This is a genomic window from Paraburkholderia sp. BL27I4N3 (assembly GCF_003386115.1).
In the GTDB taxonomy this organism is placed as follows: Bacteria; Pseudomonadota; Gammaproteobacteria; order Burkholderiales; family Burkholderiaceae; genus Paraburkholderia.
Genome location: NZ_QREJ01000001.1, coordinates 7,245,626 through 7,263,670 on the forward strand (window position 1 = coordinate 7,245,626; position 18,045 = coordinate 7,263,670).

Below are 18,045 nucleotides of genomic sequence, written 5' to 3' on the forward strand. Positions count from 1 at the left end.
TGCCGGAGCCGTACGCCGTGCCCCATTGCTCGCTACATCCATACAGGGCAAGCACTTCCGCCGCATGCCCGGAGCTTCAACGCTATCGAACCGCTCCCCACAGCGCCGGAATAACAGCAGGCCATCAAAATCAATTGCCCTCGCAAAAGAAATCATGGTCAAAACCAGTTATTACCCGGCTAATTCGATTAGGGGTAATCGACGACAGCATTAATTCAATTAAGTTCCAGGTTTTCCAAAATAAATTTACTGCGCCCGCGTGCATGCGGCTAATTGCCTCCTTTTCGAGCAATCAGACATCTCTCATTTTCCTAATTGCTCCGACCCGATTACGTCACGATTATTAAAACGCTGTTGCATGCATACAACTGACAATATTGAGAAGTTGCAAATTGCTTATCGCCATAGCAGGTGCGACAACAAGCTGATTTCGCGGTAAACGTTGGGAAAACAAAGACTTAATGCACGAGCCAATTGCATTGTTGCTGATTACGAAAAATCCTGTTGCGTGAATTGCAGGCCGCGCTACTAGGGCGTCCCCCTACACTCACGCTTCGTTTCAAGGGTGCCCGGCGATCCGAAACGGGTCGGTCAAAGGGCGGCAACAGGTGCGATGCACATGCTGCCGAGGCAGGTCCCGCTCCCCGCGTAAATTTATCGAACAGGAGTCCCACGCATGAAAAAGAGTCTCATCGTCGTTGCGGTTGCCGCATCGTTCGCATCCGTCGCTCACGCACAAAGCAGCGTGACTCTGTATGGTCTGCTGGACGCGGGCCTGACGTACACCAGCAACGTCAACCACAACGCAAAGTGGGCAGCCGGTAGCGGCGGCATCAACCAAAGCATGTTCGGTCTGCGCGGTTCGGAAGATCTGGGCGGCGGTCTGAAGGCAATCTTCACGTTGGAAAGCGGCTTCAACATCAACAACGGCAAGTTCGCTAACAACAACGGCATGTTCAACCGTCAAGCGTTCGTCGGTCTGTCGAGCGCGCAATTCGGTACGGTCACGCTGGGTCGTCAATATGACGCAGCTCAAGACTACCTGGCACCGCTGACCGCAACGGGCAGCTGGGGCGGTACGTACTTCGCGCACCCGTTCAACAACGACAACCTGAACACGAACGGCGGCTACGCAGTCAACAACTCGATCAAGTACTCGAGCGCTAACTACGCTGGCTTCTCGTTCGGCGGCACGTACGGCTTCTCGAACCAGGCTGGCGCATTCGCAAACAACCGCGAATACAGCGTGGGTGCTGCATACCAGTGGCAAGGTCTGCACCTGGGCGCTGCTTACGCACAGCAAAACAACCCGGGCGCAGGTAACACGGGCGCTTCGGACGGTTCGTACGTCAACACGCTGGCAGGCAACGTCGGCAACTTCCGTCAACGTGAATTCGGCGTTGCTGGTTCGTACGCATTCGGCCCGGCAACCGTCGGTCTGGCATGGACGCAATCGCGTTCGGACAACTTCGTGGGCGGTCAGCAATCGCTGCGCGCTAACAACTACGAAGTCAACGGCAAGTACAACCTGACCCCGGCTCTCGGCCTGGGCGTTGCTTACACGTTCACGGACGGCAAGGGCTACGGCGTTGGCGCGAACGGTGGTTCGGAATCGGTGCGCTACCACCAGATCGGCGTGCAGGCTGACTACTCGCTGTCGCGTCGTACAGACGTGTACGCTCAAGCCGTGTACCAGCACGCAATGGGCGACGGCGGTGTCGCTTCGATCTACAGTGGCGACAACACGCAACTGCCGTCGTCGTCGAAGAACCAGACGGCTGCTACGGTCGGTCTGCGTCACCGCTTCTAAGCTTCGGCAGAAGCTGGTTGTTGTACAAAAAGGTGCCGTTCGCGGCACCTTTTTTTATGTGCGCGCGATTCGATGGTCGGCACCCGGCGAGAATGCCGGATGCCGCGCGCCGTGCAGGGCACACGCGGCCCTGTCTCTTTTAGAAAATCGTACGCAGACCGAGTGCAACGCCGGTCTGGTTGTTCTTGCCCGGCAATTCGACCGAAGCCGCGCCCGATACCTTGTCGAAATCGACCGTCCCGTACACCTCGGTGCGTTTGGACAAGGCGTACTCAGCCAGCGCCACCAACGTATAACGATTGCCGCTGCCGAGTTGTCCGTTGCCGATCGCCGCGTTGGACATGTGGTCGTAGTACGCCGCGCCCGTCAACGTGAGCGCGGGTGTTGCCTGCCAGGTGACGCCGGCGAACGGACCGTTGTCGACGCGGCCCGAGCCCTTCAGGATATCGACGCCCGGCACGAGCGTCTGCTGTGCCAGCGCGGTGTCGACGAAACCCGTGTCGTCTTTCGAGTGCAGATAGCCGACGTACACCTTCGTCGTGCTGAACGCATACACCGCGTTCGCGTTAAAGATAGTCTGCTTGTGATTGCTGTTGTCGCTGTTCTGCTGCACACCGCCGGCGACGCTCAACGGGCCGGCCGCATACGACAACGTGAAGCCGTACATCGTGCCCGCGCCGAGATGGCCCGGCACCTGGCCGGAGAAACCGCCCGCGCCGCTCGATTCCGAGTTGGTGCCGAACGAGTACATCGCGGCCATGGTCAGGCCTTTGTACCTGCCGGTGTATTTCACGGCGTTGTCCGCGTAAAGGCCCGCGCCGAGCGCTCCCGGCAACCATGAGTTCTCGAAGTAGTTGCCGACCGTGAGCGGGTCGTAGGTGTCGCCGAGCAGATCGAACAACGGCGTCTTCTGACGCCCCAGCGTCAGCGTGCCGTATTGGCTGCTCAGGCCCACATACGCATTGCGATTGAAGAGCCGCTGGCTGTCGGAGGCGGAGCCGTCCTGCAAATTGATGCCGCTTTCCAGATCGAAGATCGCCTTCATGCCGCCGCCCAGATCCTCTGAACCGCGCAGACCCCAGCGGCTATTGGTGATCGCGCCGTTCGTCATGAACAGGCGGCCGTCGTTTCTGGCGTTGGAGTTGGTCAAATAGCGCACGCTCATATCGGCGACGCCGTACAACGTAATCGAGCTCTGTGCCAAGGCGTGCTCGGAGGTCATCGCAAGGGCGGTGCCACTCACGATGGCTGCGGTCTTCAGGAGCTTAACTTGTCTCATTGGAATATCTGCTATGCGGTTATGGATTGTTCATTCGAGTCCGCCGCGCGCGCTGGCTGACAAGAGTTAACCTTCGCGCGAGCGTGCTTCGGTTAGTCTGAAATCCATTGATTGATAGACGCTATTTCGCGGCGACGCTAGCCTATGCAGCGGCCGCGCGCTTTTACCGCATAAATAATTCCACTCGCGAGCCGCAGCCTCATTTGCCGACCACTTACGATCTCACTGACGAGCAATGGCATCGCATCGTCCCGCTGCTACCTGAGATGAAGGCTCCTGGACCTCGCCGTGGGCGTCCCAGCATCGATATCCGCTGGGTGGTGAATAGCATGCTCTGGGTGCTGCACGCGCGCGCCTTGGAGCGCGATGCCGGAGCGCTACGCGCCGTATCAAACGGCGCATCGCTACTACCTGCGCTGGAAGAAGTCGGGCGTGCTGGCCGACATCGTGTTCACGCTGTTCGAGACCGATGCGATCCTCGAGCGGCCCGTCACGCGAAGGAGCGGCATGCGCGTGCTCGGTAAATCGCAGCTTCGCAACGGCAAATAAAAAAGGCTGTCACCGGATTTCCGGCGACAGCCTTATCTGACCGCTGACCGCTGACCGCTGACCGCTGACCGCTGACCGCTGACCGCTGACCGCCGATCGGTCAGATGGACCTCGGCCCGCAGGTTCCGATCACGCAGCTTGCTCGACCTTGAACACGGCGACGGCATGTCGCAGGTGTTCGGTCTGCTCGTCGAGCGAACCGGCCGCGGCGGCCGCCTGCTCGACGAGTGCGGCATTGCGCTGCGTCACATCGTCCATCTGACGGATTGCGAGATTGACTTCGCCGATACCTGAACTCTGCTCCTTCGAAGCCGCCGAGATTTCATTCATGATGGCCGTCACGCGGCGCACCGCGTCGACCACCTCGCCGATCGTGCTGCCCGCCCTGCCGGCGAGCGTCGAGCCTTCACCGACTTGTGCGACCGATTGATCGATCAACACCTTGATTTCCTTGGCCGCCGTCGCGCTGCGTTGCGCGAGATTGCGCACCTCGCCCGCGACCACCGCGAAGCCGCGGCCTTCTTCGCCGGCGCGCGCGGCTTCCACCGCGGCGTTCAGCGCCAGAATGTTGGTCTGGAACGCAATGCCTTCGATCACGCTGATGATCTCGCCGATCTTGCGCGAACTATCGGTGATGCCCGCCATTTTCTCGACCACGTCGTTGACCACCTGGCCGCCGCGCGCGGCGATGGCCGACGCGTCGCTCGCCAGTTCGGACGCGGTGGCCGCATTGTCGGCGTTCTGCGTGACGGTCTTGGTGAGTTCGTCCATGCTGGCTGCGGTCTGCTGCAACGACGCGGCCTGTTCCTCGGTGCGGCTCGACAGATCCAGATTGCCCGCGGCGATTTCCTTCGATGCCACGGTGATCGTCTCCGCCGAGTTCTTGATCCGCGAGACGGTGGAAGCAAGCTGATTGCGCATCTCACGCAACGAGAACAGCAGGCTCGACGTGTCGTCGCGGCGCAGGTCGATGCGAGTGGCCAGATCGCCGCGCGCGATCTGCATCGCGATCGAGGCCGCGGCGGAAGGCTCACCGCCAATCGAGCGCGACACGCTGCGCACCACGCGCGACGCCACGAACGACACGATCAGGCCGAGTACCGCCAGCATGCCGGCCGAGCGTGCGAGCGTCGTGTAGAACTGCGCCTGAATGTCGTCCATGTAAGCGCCCGCGATGAAGTCCCAGCCCCACGGGCCGAAGCGCTTCACGTACCCGATCTTCTCGCTCGGCGTCGTTTCGCCGGGCTTCGGCCACCAGTAGCGCAGGTAGCCGGCGCCGGCCGCCGAGCCGCCGGCCTGTGCGATGTCGTGGTACAGCGCGTTGCCCTTGGCGTCGCGGAAGCCGCCCATATCCTTGCCGTTCAGCTTCGGGCTCATTGGGTGGTCGATCATGACCGAATCGCTGCGCACGATCGTCACGTAGCCGGAGGCGCCGTAGCGTTGCGCATTGACGCGGACAATCGCTTGTTGCTTCGCGTCGTCGACGGAGAGCTTGCCGGCGTCGGCTTGCTTCGCATAGTCCGCGACGATCGATACCGCCATGTCGGTCACGTCGGCCAGATCGGCGCGCCGTGCGTCCATTTGACCGTTACGTGCTTCGTACGCGTTCACAACGGTCACGATCAGGAGCGCGGCCCAGCACAGCAGCAACGGCACCCACAACTTCTGTTTCAGTGTCAGACGGTTCATTATCGGATTCGACAATACGTTGAGCTTGGAATAGGGACGCGCTGCAATCTGCGCTGCATAGCTCGCATAACGGCGCGTGCGGCGCTTTCTTTATCCGGGTGCTCAAAATACAGTCGAACGGGCGCGCGCAGGCGACCGCCGAAACATGCGGAGCTGAAGGGGCTGTCAAGCGTAGGCGTTGGGTGCTAGAGCTGTTCCCGGCCGAACGCACCCAGGCGTTCGAGGTCGAGCACATCGATCTGGTTATACGCGAGGCGCAAAATCTCCAGCCGCTCGAGGTTTTGCAGCGCCTGGTTGATCCGCTGACGGGAAACGCCCGCCAACAGGCCGACTTCTTCCTGCGAAATGGCAAGCGTGCGGCCGGTGTCGGGATAGAGATCCGGGTTGAACAGTTGGGCGAGCGACTGAGCGACACGCGCATCGACATCGAGTAACCGGCTATTCTGGATCGACGCGATGAATTCGCCCATGCGGTTGTTCAGTTGGCGAATCACGAACGCATTGAACGGCAAGCTGGATCCCAGTAGCGTGTGAAACGTCTCCGACGGCACGAACATGACCAGTGAAGGCTGAATTGCCGCCACGTCGTACTTGCGCAATTCACGCTTGATCACGCTGCCTTCGCCGAACCAGCCGCCGGGCGGCACGCCGGACAGCGTGCAGCTGCGTCCCGACGGGCTATAAATTGCAAGTTTGATGAGGCCGGAATGCACGCCGATCCAGTAGTCCGACGGTTCCTGGCGGCGCGCGATCCATGCGCCGCCTTCCAGATGCTCCGCGTGCGCGCTGGCGAGCACCATGGACTGATGCTCCGCGGCGAGCGCCCGGAACCACGCGCAAGTAGCGAACAGGCCCGGCAGATCGGCGCGCGCGACCCGTTCCGGCCAGCGTGGGCGGGCATCGGCGGGGGCGGTGAGCGGAGCGTCGTTCATGGCGGCTGGCGGTTTTTGGGCGGAGGTGAGTGCGGAAGCGCCAGGGCGCGCCACTCTGTCATTTGAATGACAGACAGTTCACCATAACCATTGTTAGCCTAGTTCTTCAATCAGAATAATCGACGGCGCGCTCAGCGCCTTAGCAACCATGTTGCATGGGACCAGAGTAAGCGCTAAAGCGCTAACGCTGGTCGACAGGAGACGATGCGATGAAACATATGTTCGAAGCAGGCCTCGAGCGCCGTGAAGCCAACTATGTCCCGTTAACGCCGATCGATTTCATCGTGCGCGCGGCGGAAGTCTACGGTGAGCGGCCGGCGGTCGTCCATGGGGAGATTCGCCGCAACTGGCGCGAGACCTACGAGCGCGCCCGGCGTCTGGCCAGCGCGCTGCAGCGGGCCGGCATTCAGCGTGGCGACACAGTCGCGGCCTTGCTGCCCAACATTCCTCCGATGATAGAAGCGCACTTCGGCGTGCCCATGGCCGGCGCCGTGCTCAATACGCTGAATACGCGGCTCGACGTGTCGTCGCTGTTGTTCATGCTGCGCCACGGCGAGGCGAAGGCGCTGATCGTCGATACCGAGTACGGCGAGTTCGCGCATCGCGCCGCGCTGGAATTCCCGAACTTGCGCGTGATCAGCGTGGCGGACGCGATGCCGGCCGACCCGGCTCAATTCATCCGCGCCACGGATTATGAAGCGTTCCTGCAATCCGGCGACCCCGAATTCGCGTGGGCCCTGCCGGCCGACGAATGGGACGCCATCGCGCTGAACTACACCTCGGGCACGACCGGCGATCCGAAGGGCGTGGTCTATCACCATCGCGGCGCCTATCTGAACGCGCTGAGCAATATCCTCGAATGGGATATGCCCAAGCACGCCGTCTACCTGTGGACCTTGCCGCTATTTCACTGTAACGGCTGGTGTTTTCCGTGGACGGTGGCCGCGCGCGCAGGCGTCAATGTCTGTCTGCGCAAATTCGATGCGAAGACGGTGTTCGATCTGATTCGCCGCGAACGCATCACGCACTATTGCGGCGCGCCGATCGTGCAGAGCGCGCTCGCGAATGCGCCGGCCGAATGGCGCGAGGGCATCGAGCATCGCGTGTCGACGATGGTGGCGGGCGCCGCGCCCGCGCCCGCGGTGATCGCGAAGATGAAGGAGATCGGCTTCGATCTCACCCATGTGTATGGACTCACCGAAACCTACGGGCCGGCCGCAGTCTGCGCGAAACAGGAGGAGTGGGAGGCGCTCGACGACAGCGAGCGCGCCGAACTCAACGCGCGGCAAGGCGTGCGCTATCACTTGCAGGCCGCGGTGACCGTGCTCGACCCGGACACGCTGACACCCGTGCCCGACGATGGCGAGACGATCGGCGAGATCATGTTCCGCGGCAACATTTGCATGAAGGGCTATCTGAAGAACGAGCGCGCGACGGAAGCCACCTTCCAGGGCGGCTGGTTCCATACCGGCGATCTCGGCGTGCGAATGCCCGACGGCTATATTCGCATTCGCGATCGCAGCAAGGACATCATCATTTCCGGCGGCGAGAACATTTCGAGCATCGAGGTCGAAGATACGCTGTACCGTCACCCTGCGGTCTCTGTAGCGGCCGTGGTGGCGATGGCTGATCCGAAGTGGGGCGAGGTGCCGTGCGCCTTCGTCGAACTCAAGGAGGGGGCTCAGGTGAGCGCGGAAGAGATCATTGCGCACTGCCGGCTTTTTCTTGCGGGATACAAGTTGCCGAAAGCGGTGCGTTTCGGCGAACTGCCGAAGACATCGACGGGAAAAATTCAGAAGTTCGAATTGCGCGCGCGGATCAAGGCCGAAGAAAAGCCGTGAAGGTGGCGCGCATGATGATGTGGCGTGGCGAATGCCACGCCGGTCGCGAGCTTAGCCGCGCGTGTCGACCCAATGACGTGCCCAACGTGCCGAGTGCTGCAAGGCCTGTTCTTCGTTCGTGAAGTAATCGAGCGAATAGAACTGGTAGCGCCCTTCGGTGCGCGCGCTGTCAGCGCGTTCGAGCAACAGATTGGATGAAAAAGTGCCATCGGGCAAACGGTGCGCCGAGGGTTTGACGGCATAGCCGTTGTAGTGCTGAATATGTTTGTTTTGCATTTTATATTTTAATGATGTTCGAGTGCGCGCCAGCCTTGCGGACCCTTGTACGAGTCGCGCGGACGAGCTGATTCAAGCCATTGCGAGCCGAATCCTGATGCAGTCGGAAAGCGGAAAATGGGCGTTGAAGCCGGAGGGGAGAATGAGGTGCAACGAGGCGTTTGGCGCTCAGGCAAGCTGCTTGGAATGACATGCAGCTCAAAGCGATACGCGCCAACTGTGGGAGACAAAGCTCCGCGAGGATGTCGCTGCAGCCCGATGTCCGTTGCCGGACACCGAGCCCTTCAAACTTACAGCGGTTTGATGTTAGCCGCTTGCAGACCCTTCGGGCCTTGCTTCGTTTCGAAGCTCACTTTCTGATTCTCAGCCAGCGTCTTGAAGCCGTCGCCGGTGATTTCGGAGAAGTGCGCGAACAGGTCGTCGCCGCCCTTGTCCGGAGTGATGAAGCCAAAGCCTTTGCTGTCGTTGAACCACTTAACGGTACCGGTATCCATGAAGAATCCTTGAGGTAAAAAATAGAAAGATGTGCTCTGTGCGAGAGCGTGTGAAGCGTCAAGGAGGGAGAGGACAACGAATACCGCTGAGGGAGCGAGACATTGATGAACAGCAATCGAACTTCTTGAACTTCGGGTGCCACATTAACCGCCGGGGTGTATCAGCGTCAACACTTATCTTGTAACTGTTTTGCCGGGCGCGGGGCGCGGCTCGTGTTGAGGGCTTGCCCATAAGGCGCTGGCTCCCCGGCTTGCCGTGCCGCGGAGCACGACAAACCGTCCGAGCGGCTACGCGTTTTCAGATGCCCACTTTGTGTGCCGTCAGGATCAGGCGCAATCCCAGCGCGGCGACTGCGCTCGCCGCGACGCGATCGACCCAGGCTTTCCATTGCAGGTAGATTTCGCGCGGCCGCTTGCTCGAAAAACACAGTGCGACAACCGTGTACCAGCCGGCTTCGATAGTGAAGATCGCGGGCGGCAACGCAAAGTAGCACCACAACGGCGGATGTTGCGGCAGCAGCGCTGCGAAAATACTGCCGTAGTAGACGGCAGTCTTCGGATTGCTGAGTTGTGTGCTCAAGCCGATCCAGAACGATTTGCGAGCATTGCCCGAGACCGCTTGCGCGGCATCGAAGGCAAGCGGCTTGGCGGCGCCGCGCCAGATTTTCGACGCGAGGTAGATCAGGTACAGCCCGCCCGCCACTTTCAGGCCGACGTAGAGCCATTCCACACTTGCCAGCAAGGTATAGAGACCGAGTAACGCAATGCCGCTAAAGAACACGCCGCCCACACCCATGCCGAGGGCGGTAGCGAGACCATCGCCGCGCGACAGCCCGATCGCATTGCGAGCGACAATGACGAAGCTCGGTCCCGGACTCATGGCGCCCAACAGCAGTGCGGCGAGGATGGTGATGATGGCGGTTGAAGCGGTCATGATCGAATGTCTCCTGTGCGCGAGCGGGCTAGTCAGTGAACATAACATGAGAGAAGCGGCTCTGCTTTTTTGCTCTTGCTGTGCACGCATTTCCTGTCAATGAGTATTACCGCTTCTGGTTGCAGTCCGGATAACCCGAACGTATTGAAAGCCGTGCATCGCGGACTAACAATTCGTTGCTGCAAGCAAAAGAAATTGGATGCTAGAATCGCTTTCCATACGCTGAAGCAGCCCCGAACCACGGGGCGAGACGCGAGCGCAATTCGATCCGGTTGCCGACGAATTCCCCATAATCCAGGATTTAATGGGCATGATTTCCAGGTGCGAGTTTTCCCGCATCGGGAGAGGCATCGCGAATTCGATTCGCACTCGAGCCATCTGAATCACGCATAGGCTTCGCGTTGTTTTAGCGAAGCCTTTTGCTTTTCTAACGCGAGCATTATTAGCCGCGACACTGGTACGTTATGAAAGAGCTTGGGGAACAACGGCAGCTCGACTTCGACGGGAATGCACGTGAGCGCCTGATCGCATGGATTCGGCGGCGCATGGACGAATACGGCATTACGATAGAAGCGCTCGCCGAAGCGATCGAAACCGATGCGGCCGCAACCCGGGCCGTGATGTATCGCGACGCATACGGCAATACGTGGGACGGTCATGGTGATAAACCGGACTGGCTCGCGCGTGCAATTTACGCTGGACAGAACATCGATCATTTCCGTTGCTAAGGGTGGCTAAGGGTCGCGTCTTCTGTTTGCGTACGGTTGTCGCATAGCAAGTTGGCGCGGTCCTTTGCCGTTGATCGCATGTACGATCTGACTTAAGATCGGCGGGTCGTTGCCGATTCCGTGCCCATTCATGCGGGCGCAGGCGGCACAGAACTGGAAGCTGCATGCCGTACGGTCGTCGAACTCCTTCATCTGACTTTCCGGCTTTTCGTTTCCCGGCATGGCTGCGTTGTCTCGCGGTATTCGGCCTGTTGTGGCTGAATATCGGCGGGTCGTTTGGCGCGGAGCACGCGGCCTCATGGCAGCCGTCCGCGCGTGCGAATCGGCATGTCGAACCATCCACGAAACATACGTCGAAAGCGAAAGCCAAACGCTCGAGCAAAGCGAGGCAGCCAACCGCCGACAAGACCCGGCGTCGTGTCGCGCACAAGCGCAAGCACGTGACGAGCCCCGAGCGGACGATGCATGCCGGCAAAGTCACACCCAAATATCGCCGGCAAGCCGCGCGCAATGCGCGCGATCCACGCGCCGTGAGACGCCCCGCGGTCGTGGCGGCAAAGGGCGATGCGCGACGTGCGTCAGCCTCGCGTGCGTCGATGCCGCATCAGGGCCCTCGTCTGTTGGCGCGCTGCGGCTACACCCCCAAATCGCGCGCGCTGCTTCGCGGCAGATCCGTCTACGTCGTCGACGAACGAACGCAAACCGTGCTTACCGAAAAGCAGGCTGACCGGGTCATGCCAATCGCTTCGGTATCCAAACTGATGACCGCGGTCGTGTCGCTCGACGCAAAGCATGCATTGAACGCGCCGCTTAACGTTACCGTTCAGGACCAGGATTTCGACAAGTTCACCGGCTCGCGTTTGAGTGTCGGTGCGACGCTGTCGCGCCATGACATGCTGCATATCGCCCTGATGTCGTCGGAGAACCGCGCTGCGGCCGCGCTTAGTCGCGATTACACGGGCGGCCGCCCGGGCTTCGTCGCTGCGATGAATGCGAAGGCTCGCTCGCTCGGCATGCGGCATACATCGTTCGTGAATGGCACCGGCTTGTCGCCGCAGAACGTTTCGACCGCGCGGGATTTGTCGTTGCTGGTTGCCGCGGCCAGCCGTTATCCGTTGATTCGCGCCTATTCCACCGATCGCGATCAGGTAGTTTTACCCGGCGGCGGGCGGGCGAGCCTGAGTTATCACAACTCGAATGCGCTGGTGCGAGGCGGCGACCGGTCGATCGTGTTGCAGAAAACCGGTTTCATCAACGAGGCCGGACACTGCGTCGTGGTGCGAATGAAGGTGCGCGGCAGGCCGGTGGACATCGTCGTGCTGGGTGCGCCGGGCGCGCACGATCACATTGCCGACGTGGTGAGAATCAGCCGCTGGCTGCGCTGCTCGTTACAGTGAGCGCCATTCATCAGACTAGAAAGTAAAAAAGACCAAAAAAAAGCCCGCGCAAGGCGGGCTCAACTACTCGGAGTTTCGCGATCCAGTCGCTAGAAGGATCGTGATCAGTGTATGTGAAAGCTATATGAAAGTGTAGAAAAACTGCGATCAAAGATCGAAAAATACGGTTTCCTTAGCGCCTTGCATGTGGATGTCGAAACGGTAAACGTTCGCCACATTCGGCTCGCGGCGCGCGATCAGCGTGTCGCGCCGGTCCGCTGGAACCGCTGCCAGCACCGGGTCTTTCTCGTTTGCCGCCGCCTCGTCCTCGAAATAGATGCGGGTGAACGTGTGCAGCAACATGCCGCGCATGGTCAGGATCACGTTCAGATGCGGCGCTTCATCCGGACTGGCGCGGCCCGGTTTCACCGTTTCCACGACGAAGCGATTGTGCGGATCCGTTCCGGTGCCCACGCGGGCGAAACCGCGAAAGCCGGTCTTCAGGATTTCCTCACGCGACTCCGGGAAGTGCCCATTCGCGTCCACCTGGGAGGCTTCGAGCATGGCGTCGCCAATGATCTTGCCGTCGCCATCGAACACCTGGCCGACGATCGTGATGTGTTCGCCGGCCGCTTCGCGATCAGCCAGAACAGGCGTGAACAGGCTCTTGAAGTCGAAATCGTATTGCTGCGGACATAGGCCGTACGCGAAGTAAGGCCCAACCGTTTGCGAAGGCGTTTGCTTGAGAGTGGTCATGGCTTAGCGCTCCATCGGAGTTTCGTTGCGCCCGCGCAGCACGATGTCGAAGTCGTAGCCGAGCGCATAGGCCTCTTGCGTGGTGTCGAGCGAGAAATCCGCGATCAGGCGGTCACGGGCGTGCTCCGGCGTGCCCTGGAAGATCGGGTCGAACGCCAGCAGCGGATCGCCGGGGAAGTACATCTGCGTGACGAGCCGCGAGCCAAAATGGTCGCCGAAGAGCGAGAAGTGGATATGGTTTGGACGCCACGCGTTCGGATGGTTGCCCCACGGATACGCGCCCGGCTTGATCGTCAGGAAACGGTAGCGGCCTTCGTTGTCCGTGATGCAGCGGCCCGCGCCGAGGAAATTCGGGTCGAGCGGCGCGTCGTGCTGATCGGCCTTGTGGACATAGCGGCCGGCGGCGTTGGCTTGCCAGATTTCGACCAGCGTATTGCGCACCGGGCGGTTGCCTTCGTCGAGCACACGGCCCGTCACGATGATGCGTTCGCCAAGCGGTTCGCCATTACGCACGGCGTTACGTGTCAGGTCGTGATCGAGCGCGCCGAGGTCGTCGCTGCCGTAGACCGGCACGCGCTGGTCGCGCAGCTTTTCCTTCAGCGGAATCAGCGGACGCGTCGGGCCGCGTTTGACCGACGAACCATAGCCGGGGTAGACGTAAGCGGGATGCGACGTGAAGTCACGCGCGCTGAGAAAGGAATCGTCCATCAGTGTCTCCTTCGAAGAATTGTGAGATACGGCGTTATGGAAAGACTTTATCCAACCTAAGAGGTTATGAAAAATGACGTTTTCGCTCGTTTCGTATAACCTGTCGTTATGCAACGCAGTCTCGCGGACAGCCGCGTCAAATTCCGTCACCTCCAATGCTTTCTGGCCGTTGCGCAGTTCGGCAGCGTCCAGCGGGCGGCCGACAGCCTTTCGATCACCCAGCCCGCGGTCTCCAAGACCGTTGCCGAGCTCGAGGCGATTCTCGGCGTGAAGCTGTTCGAGCGCGGCCGCCACGGTGCCCTGCCGACCCGCGAGGGGCAGCTTTTCATGCCGCACGCGAGCGCCTGCGTTAGCGCGCTGCGCCAAGGTGTGGATTTGCTGGCGCGCGCGGAAGGCGCGGCCGCGGCCACGCTGGAAATCGGCATTCTGCCGACCGTCGCGGCGGCATTGATGCCGCCGGTGCTGAAGCAGTTCGCCACGCTGTGGCCGCGCGTGATCGTGCGCCTCGCGACCGGCGCCAACCCCGAATTGCTCGAGCGCCTGAAAGCGGGCACGATCGAATTTGCGATCGGTCGGCTGGCCGATCCCGAACGGATGGTCGGGCTTAGTTTCGAGCAGTTGTTCAGCGAGCCGTTGATCGCGGTGGTCCGCGCCGGGCATCCGTTGGCAGCGGGCGCGGGGTTGCCGGCCACGTCGCTCGAGGACTTTCCGGTTGTGTTGCCGCCGTTCGGCACATTGATCCGGCAATCGGCGGACAGTCTGTTGAGCGCATGGGGTGTGCCGCCGTTGTCGGCGTTCATCGAGGTATTGTCGGTTTCGACGGGCCGCGCATTGACCCTGGAGAACGGCGCGGTGTGGTTCGTTCCTCTTAGCGCGGTCGAATACGAACTGGCGCACGGCATGCTGGTACGTTTGCCATTGCCCTTCGCCGGCACCGGCGAGCCGGTCGGATTGATCCGGCGCTCGGACACGCAGCCGTCTCCGGTCGGGCGGGCGTTGATCGAGGCGGTGCGTGAGGTCGCGCAACAGCGCATGGCGTCGAGTGCGGACAAGGCAACAGGAAAGAGGGCGGCGCAGAAGCGGAGCCGCAAATAGGGCGCTTTGAGCTCGATCGTGAAGGCCGGGTAGCGCGAGGCGTGCGGTGGCGCCATTGTGTGAACCATCCGGTACAAAATGAAGGTTGCGAACGCCCTGTCACACGGTGTACAAACACGGTGCAAAAGCCGTCGCGGGCCACAATGCCGCGGCACACCACGCATGCGGTATCTCAACGCGGATGTGGCGGCGGCTGCACCGACACCAGAAACAGTGCGAACCGCATCGAAAGACTGTAAAGGAGATTGCCATGCCCAGCGACTTGCCCACTCCAGACGCCGCGCTGCGTGCCGTGGCGGCGCCTGAGCATAATCCGCTCGGCACTGCCGGCCTCGAATTCGTGGAATTCGCCGCGCGCGATCCGCAGGCGCTCGGTGAAACCTTCACCAAGCTCGGCTTCAAAGCGATTGCACGGCATATCAGCAAGGACGTCACGCTCTATCGTCAGGGCGAGATGCAGTTTCTGATCAACGCCGAGCCGGACTCGTTCGCCGCGCGCTATGCCGAGGAGTACGGCGCGGGCATTTGCGCGATCGGCATTCGCGTGGCGGACGCGCTGCGCGCCTTCGACCGCGCGATCGAACTCGGCGCATGGGCGTTCGAAGGTGAGAAGATCGGCACCGGCGAGTTGCTGATTCCGGCCATTCAGGGCATCGGCGACTCGCATATCTATTTCGTCGACCGTTGGCGCGGGCGCGGCGGCCAGCGTGGCGGACTTGGCGACATTTCGATCTTCGACATCGACTTTCGGCCCATCGAAATCGACACGGCGCATGCCGACTTGAGCCATGCCGGCCACGGCCTCGTTGCCGTGGATCACCTGACGCAAACGGTCGGTGAAGGCCGGATGCAGGAGTGGCTCGACTTCTATCGCGACCTGCTCAACTTCCGCGAGATTCACGAGTTGCACGCCAATTGGCATGTATCGGCGGAATCGCGCGTGATGGTGTCGCCATGCGGCGCGATTCGCGTGCCCTTGTACGAGGAAGGCACGAGCCGGACCAACCTGATGCACGAGTATTTGCCGGACCATCCGGGCGAAGGCGTGCAGCACATCGCCCTCGCCACCGACGATATTTTCGCCTGCGTCGAGCAGCTGCTTGCGAACGGTGTCGAATTCGTCGAGCCGCCGCCGCGGTACTACGATCAGCTCGACGCGCGTCTGCCGGGTCATGGGCTCGATGTCGCGCGGCTCAAGCGCACGCACGTGCTGGTGGACGGCGAAATCGGCGCGGACGGCGTGCCGCTGCTGTTTTTCCAGACTTTCGTGCGACGCCGCGCCGGCGAAATATTCTTCGAGATCGTGCAGCGTCAAGGTCATCACGGCTTCGGCGAGGGCAATCTGAGCGCACTGGCCAAAGCGCGGGAACAAGCCGGCGCTTGAGGCTTGCAGTAACGCGGGCTCAAGCGGAATCGGGAGGGCCGCCCACCAGAGGATTCACCGCGCTGTAGGCCGCGGCCTCGTGCAACAGCCACTCGCGAAAACTCGCCAGCGGCTTGCCGTGACTCAACTCGGTCGGATAGACGAGGTAGTACGCGGAGTCGGCGAGGGCGGGCGCATCGACCAGAATCACGAGCCCGAGCTGATCGAGTTGCGCATCGACGAAAAAGCGCGGCACCAGCGCAATCCCGAGACCAGCCGCGGCCGCGCTGATCAGCATGGTGTGGAGTTCGTAGCGCACGCCCTGCATGGCCCGGTTGTCGTCGACGCCCACGCTCGCGAACCATGACGCCCAGCCGTCCGGCCGGGTGGTGGAATGCAGCAGCGGATAGTCCAACAGCTCAGCGGCGCTTTGAACGGGCCGCTTCAGCAGATTCGCCGCGCACACCGGCACGACTTCTTCGCTGAACAGGAAATCCGCCGACGTGCCCGGCCACGTGGGCTTGCCGTAGTGAATCGCGGCTTCGAAATGGGTCTCGGCGAACGGGAACGTGCCGGTTCGAACGCCCATGTTCACGCGCACGTCGGGATACTGCGCATTGAATGCCGCGAGCCGCGGAATCAGCCATTGCGATGCGAAAGTCGGCAGAACCGCCAGTTCCAGATAACCGCCGCCGCTGCCGTGCGCGATGATGGACAGCGTGTCGCGATCGAGTTGCTCCAGCGAGCGCCGCACCTGCGCGCTATACACCTTGCCCGCCTTCGTCAGCACGACGCGCTGTTTGACGCGTACGAACAGCCGCACGCCAAGATTGCTCTCCAGCGTGTTGATCTGTCGCGACACCGCGCTCTCGGTGAGAAAGAGTTCGCGCGCCGCGTGCGTGAAGCTCTCATGCCGCGCGGCGGCTTCGAAAGCGAGCAGCGCGCCCATGTTGGGGATCTTGAACTTTCGCACCTTGATTCCAAAAACGCATCAAGTGGCGATTTTATCTCGCTTTACGGCAAGCCCGGCGATTTGAATAATCACGTCTTCGATCGTGCTGTCCGGCGCCTTGGGTCCGGCTCGGCAGGTCGGGTCGAACATGTGAATCAGGCGCCCATCAGAGCTACGTAGAGAACCGCTATGCGAAACACCAGGAATGCGAATGTCGAACAACTGCTGCTGAAATTGTTTGGCGCCGAAAAAACCGCACGGCTCTTCGTGACGCTGAATCATCCGCGCATTCTGGACGAATGGGAGGGCGGCATCGTCACGCGCGCCGAGCTTGCGCAGGCGATGAACATGGCGCTGTTCGAGGATCTGCTGGCGCGCTCGGCGAACGGCCGCCAGTACACCGAGGAGACGATCGCGGCGGGCGGCAGCGTGTACTTCGATCATGGCGCGTTGCGCACGGTGCGCTGGCCGCACAGCGGCGCGCTGCCGACGGGCGAAGCCGCGTTCGCGCGCATTCTTCGTCCGCTCGGCTTCAGCATCAACGGCCGCTATCCGCTCGACCGACTCGGCATGACCGGCCGCGCGTGGGCGCATGACGACGCGCCCGATGAAATCGCGCAGTTCTTCGTCAGCGAATTGCACCCTGAGCGGTTCTCGGCGGAGTTTCAGCAGGCCGTGACCAACGTGATCGGCGCGTCGCGCGATCCGTTGACGCCGCGCGCCGTCGGCCAGTTGTGGGAGCTCGAGCGCGACGGCGTGCTGCCGGTCGACGCGGCGCACGAATTGCTGCCGGTGATCGTCGGCGCGTTTGCGCGCCAGCACGACACCCCACGCGAAGCTGATTACGAAGTATTGTTGAACGAATCGGCGGAGATGGCGTGGATCGCCACGGAAGGCAACGCGTTCAACCATGCCACGGATCGCGTCGCGGATGTCTTTCAATTGTCCGACGACGAGATGGCCAAGGGTCGTCCGATGAAGCCGGAAGTGGAGCGCTCGCGTTCGGGACGCGTGTTTCAGACGGCGTATCGTGCCGACCTCGTGCAGCGCGAGTTCCGTGCGGCTGACGGCAGCGTCGTGACGCGTGAAGTGCCGGGCTCCTTCTACGAGTTCATCACGCGCAAGCGGACTTTCGATCAGGACGCGCGTCGTTGGGAAACGGACCTGCGTTTCGACGCGGGCAACGCACAGGGCATCTTCAAGATGACCGCGAACCAGGCTGCCTGAGCGCGAAGCGGCGGCGCACAGCCACGAAAGACGGGG

At 61.5% G+C, this 18,045-nt stretch carries 16 protein-coding genes and 1 pseudogene; 8 read left to right on the plus strand and 9 right to left on the minus strand.

Annotated elements, in window-relative coordinates:
- Positions 1-676 precede the first annotated feature (676 nt).
- The gene (locus B0G71_RS32885) at positions 677-1,810 is read left to right on the plus strand and encodes a porin (protein ID WP_116122434.1); all 1,134 of its coding nucleotides are present in this window, start codon (positions 677-679) and stop codon (positions 1,808-1,810) included.
- Between the two features lie 139 nt (positions 1,811-1,949).
- On the opposite strand, the gene B0G71_RS32890 is transcribed toward B0G71_RS32885, so the two are convergent.
- On the minus strand, positions 1,950-3,032 hold the full coding sequence (locus B0G71_RS32890; protein WP_241975019.1) for a porin: 1,083 nt from the start codon (positions 3,030-3,032) through the stop codon (positions 1,950-1,952).
- A 323-nt stretch (positions 3,033-3,355) separates the two neighbouring features.
- Here B0G71_RS32890 and B0G71_RS42745 point away from each other — a divergent pair.
- Positions 3,356-3,638: pseudogene (locus tag B0G71_RS42745) on the plus strand (transposase).
- Positions 3,639-3,767: 129 nt separating this feature from the next.
- On the opposite strand, the gene B0G71_RS32900 reads toward B0G71_RS42745, so the two are convergent.
- Together B0G71_RS32900 and B0G71_RS32905 are read right to left on the minus strand one after the other, a co-directional pair.
- A complete protein-coding gene (locus B0G71_RS32900) occupies positions 3,768-5,327 on the minus strand; it encodes a methyl-accepting chemotaxis protein (protein WP_116147108.1) in 1,560 nt (519 codons plus the stop codon).
- A 185-nt stretch (positions 5,328-5,512) separates the two neighbouring features.
- Entirely contained in the window at positions 5,513-6,259 is a 747-nt protein-coding gene (locus B0G71_RS32905) for a Crp/Fnr family transcriptional regulator (protein WP_116147110.1), read from the minus strand.
- 209 nt (positions 6,260-6,468) lie between these two features.
- Here B0G71_RS32905 and B0G71_RS32910 point away from each other — a divergent pair, with 209 nt between their 5' ends.
- Positions 6,469-8,100, plus strand: coding sequence for an acyl-CoA synthetase (locus tag B0G71_RS32910; RefSeq protein ID WP_116147112.1), 1,632 nt, complete (start codon positions 6,469-6,471; stop codon positions 8,098-8,100).
- A gap of 51 nt (positions 8,101-8,151) precedes the next feature.
- Here B0G71_RS32910 and B0G71_RS32915 read toward each other — a convergent pair whose 3' ends face one another.
- The 3 genes from B0G71_RS32915 to B0G71_RS32925 all read right to left on the minus strand — a co-directional run bounded on the left by B0G71_RS32915 (position 8,152) and on the right by B0G71_RS32925 (position 9,804).
- Positions 8,152-8,376 (minus strand): hypothetical protein, encoded by a 225-nt coding sequence (locus B0G71_RS32915; protein ID WP_106282676.1) that lies wholly within the window; start codon positions 8,374-8,376, stop codon positions 8,152-8,154.
- 290 nt (positions 8,377-8,666) lie between these two features.
- On the minus strand, positions 8,667-8,870 hold the full coding sequence (locus tag B0G71_RS32920) for a cold-shock protein (RefSeq protein WP_106282677.1): 204 nt from the start codon (positions 8,868-8,870) through the stop codon (positions 8,667-8,669).
- 298 nt (positions 8,871-9,168) lie between these two features.
- Positions 9,169-9,804, minus strand: a complete 636-nt coding sequence (locus B0G71_RS32925; RefSeq protein WP_116147114.1) for a LysE family translocator — start codon at positions 9,802-9,804, stop codon at positions 9,169-9,171.
- Between the two features lie 464 nt (positions 9,805-10,268).
- On the opposite strand from B0G71_RS32925, the gene B0G71_RS32930 reads away from it, so the two are divergent.
- Complete coding sequence (locus tag B0G71_RS32930; protein ID WP_116147116.1) at positions 10,269-10,532, plus strand: H-NS family nucleoid-associated regulatory protein; 264 nt, start codon at positions 10,269-10,271, stop codon at positions 10,530-10,532.
- 164 nt (positions 10,533-10,696) lie between these two features.
- Positions 10,697-11,929 carry a serine hydrolase gene (locus tag B0G71_RS32935; protein ID WP_116147118.1) on the plus strand — a complete coding sequence of 411 codons (1,233 nt, stop codon included), beginning with the start codon at positions 10,697-10,699 and terminating at the stop codon, positions 11,927-11,929.
- A 147-nt stretch (positions 11,930-12,076) separates the two neighbouring features.
- Here the strand turns inward: B0G71_RS32935 and pcaG are convergent, their stop codons facing one another.
- Both pcaG and pcaH read right to left on the minus strand, forming a co-directional pair.
- Complete coding sequence (gene pcaG, locus B0G71_RS32940) at positions 12,077-12,664, minus strand: protocatechuate 3,4-dioxygenase subunit alpha (protein ID WP_116147120.1); 588 nt, start codon at positions 12,662-12,664, stop codon at positions 12,077-12,079.
- A 3-nt stretch (positions 12,665-12,667) separates the two neighbouring features.
- A complete protein-coding gene (pcaH, locus tag B0G71_RS32945) occupies positions 12,668-13,372 on the minus strand; it encodes a protocatechuate 3,4-dioxygenase subunit beta (protein WP_106282682.1) in 705 nt (234 codons plus the stop codon).
- 108 nt (positions 13,373-13,480) lie between these two features.
- On the opposite strand from pcaH, the gene pcaQ reads away from it, so the two are divergent.
- Together pcaQ and B0G71_RS32955 are read left to right on the plus strand one after the other, a co-directional pair.
- Complete coding sequence (gene pcaQ / locus B0G71_RS32950; RefSeq protein WP_116147122.1) at positions 13,481-14,467, plus strand: pca operon transcription factor PcaQ; 987 nt, start codon at positions 13,481-13,483, stop codon at positions 14,465-14,467.
- Between the two features lie 250 nt (positions 14,468-14,717).
- Positions 14,718-15,851, plus strand: coding sequence for a 4-hydroxyphenylpyruvate dioxygenase family protein (locus B0G71_RS32955; RefSeq protein WP_116147124.1), 1,134 nt, complete (start codon positions 14,718-14,720; stop codon positions 15,849-15,851).
- A 19-nt stretch (positions 15,852-15,870) separates the two neighbouring features.
- Here the strand turns inward: B0G71_RS32955 and B0G71_RS32960 are convergent, their stop codons facing one another.
- Positions 15,871-16,803, minus strand: coding sequence for a LysR substrate-binding domain-containing protein (locus tag B0G71_RS32960; RefSeq protein ID WP_181916858.1), 933 nt, complete (start codon positions 16,801-16,803; stop codon positions 15,871-15,873).
- A gap of 168 nt (positions 16,804-16,971) precedes the next feature.
- On the opposite strand from B0G71_RS32960, the gene B0G71_RS32965 reads away from it, so the two are divergent.
- A complete protein-coding gene (locus tag B0G71_RS32965) occupies positions 16,972-18,009 on the plus strand; it encodes a DUF1338 domain-containing protein (RefSeq protein WP_116147128.1) in 1,038 nt (345 codons plus the stop codon).
- Positions 18,010-18,045 lie beyond the last annotated feature (36 nt).

Coding starts and splice junctions, on each gene's coding strand:
- B0G71_RS32885 (WP_116122434.1), top strand. CDS start 677: ATGAAAAAGAGTCTCATCGTCGTTGCGGTTGCCGCATCGTTCGCATCC.
- B0G71_RS32890 (WP_241975019.1), bottom strand. CDS start 3,032: ATGACCTCCGAGCACGCCTTGGCACAGAGCTCGATTACGTTGTACGGC.
- B0G71_RS32900 (WP_116147108.1), bottom strand. CDS start 5,327: ATGAACCGTCTGACACTGAAACAGAAGTTGTGGGTGCCGTTGCTGCTG.
- B0G71_RS32905 (WP_116147110.1), bottom strand. CDS start 6,259: ATGAACGACGCTCCGCTCACCGCCCCCGCCGATGCCCGCCCACGCTGG.
- B0G71_RS32910 (WP_116147112.1), top strand. CDS start 6,469: ATGAAACATATGTTCGAAGCAGGCCTCGAGCGCCGTGAAGCCAACTAT.
- B0G71_RS32915 (WP_106282676.1), bottom strand. CDS start 8,376: ATGCAAAACAAACATATTCAGCACTACAACGGCTATGCCGTCAAACCC.
- B0G71_RS32920 (WP_106282677.1), bottom strand. CDS start 8,870: ATGGATACCGGTACCGTTAAGTGGTTCAACGACAGCAAAGGCTTTGGC.
- B0G71_RS32925 (WP_116147114.1), bottom strand. CDS start 9,804: ATGACCGCTTCAACCGCCATCATCACCATCCTCGCCGCACTGCTGTTG.
- B0G71_RS32930 (WP_116147116.1), top strand. CDS start 10,269: ATGAAAGAGCTTGGGGAACAACGGCAGCTCGACTTCGACGGGAATGCA.
- B0G71_RS32935 (WP_116147118.1), top strand. CDS start 10,697: ATGCCGTACGGTCGTCGAACTCCTTCATCTGACTTTCCGGCTTTTCGT.
- pcaG (WP_116147120.1), bottom strand. CDS start 12,664: ATGACCACTCTCAAGCAAACGCCTTCGCAAACGGTTGGGCCTTACTTC.
- pcaH (WP_106282682.1), bottom strand. CDS start 13,372: ATGGACGATTCCTTTCTCAGCGCGCGTGACTTCACGTCGCATCCCGCT.
- pcaQ (WP_116147122.1), top strand. CDS start 13,481: ATGCAACGCAGTCTCGCGGACAGCCGCGTCAAATTCCGTCACCTCCAA.
- B0G71_RS32955 (WP_116147124.1), top strand. CDS start 14,718: ATGCCCAGCGACTTGCCCACTCCAGACGCCGCGCTGCGTGCCGTGGCG.
- B0G71_RS32965 (WP_116147128.1), top strand. CDS start 16,972: ATGCGAAACACCAGGAATGCGAATGTCGAACAACTGCTGCTGAAATTG.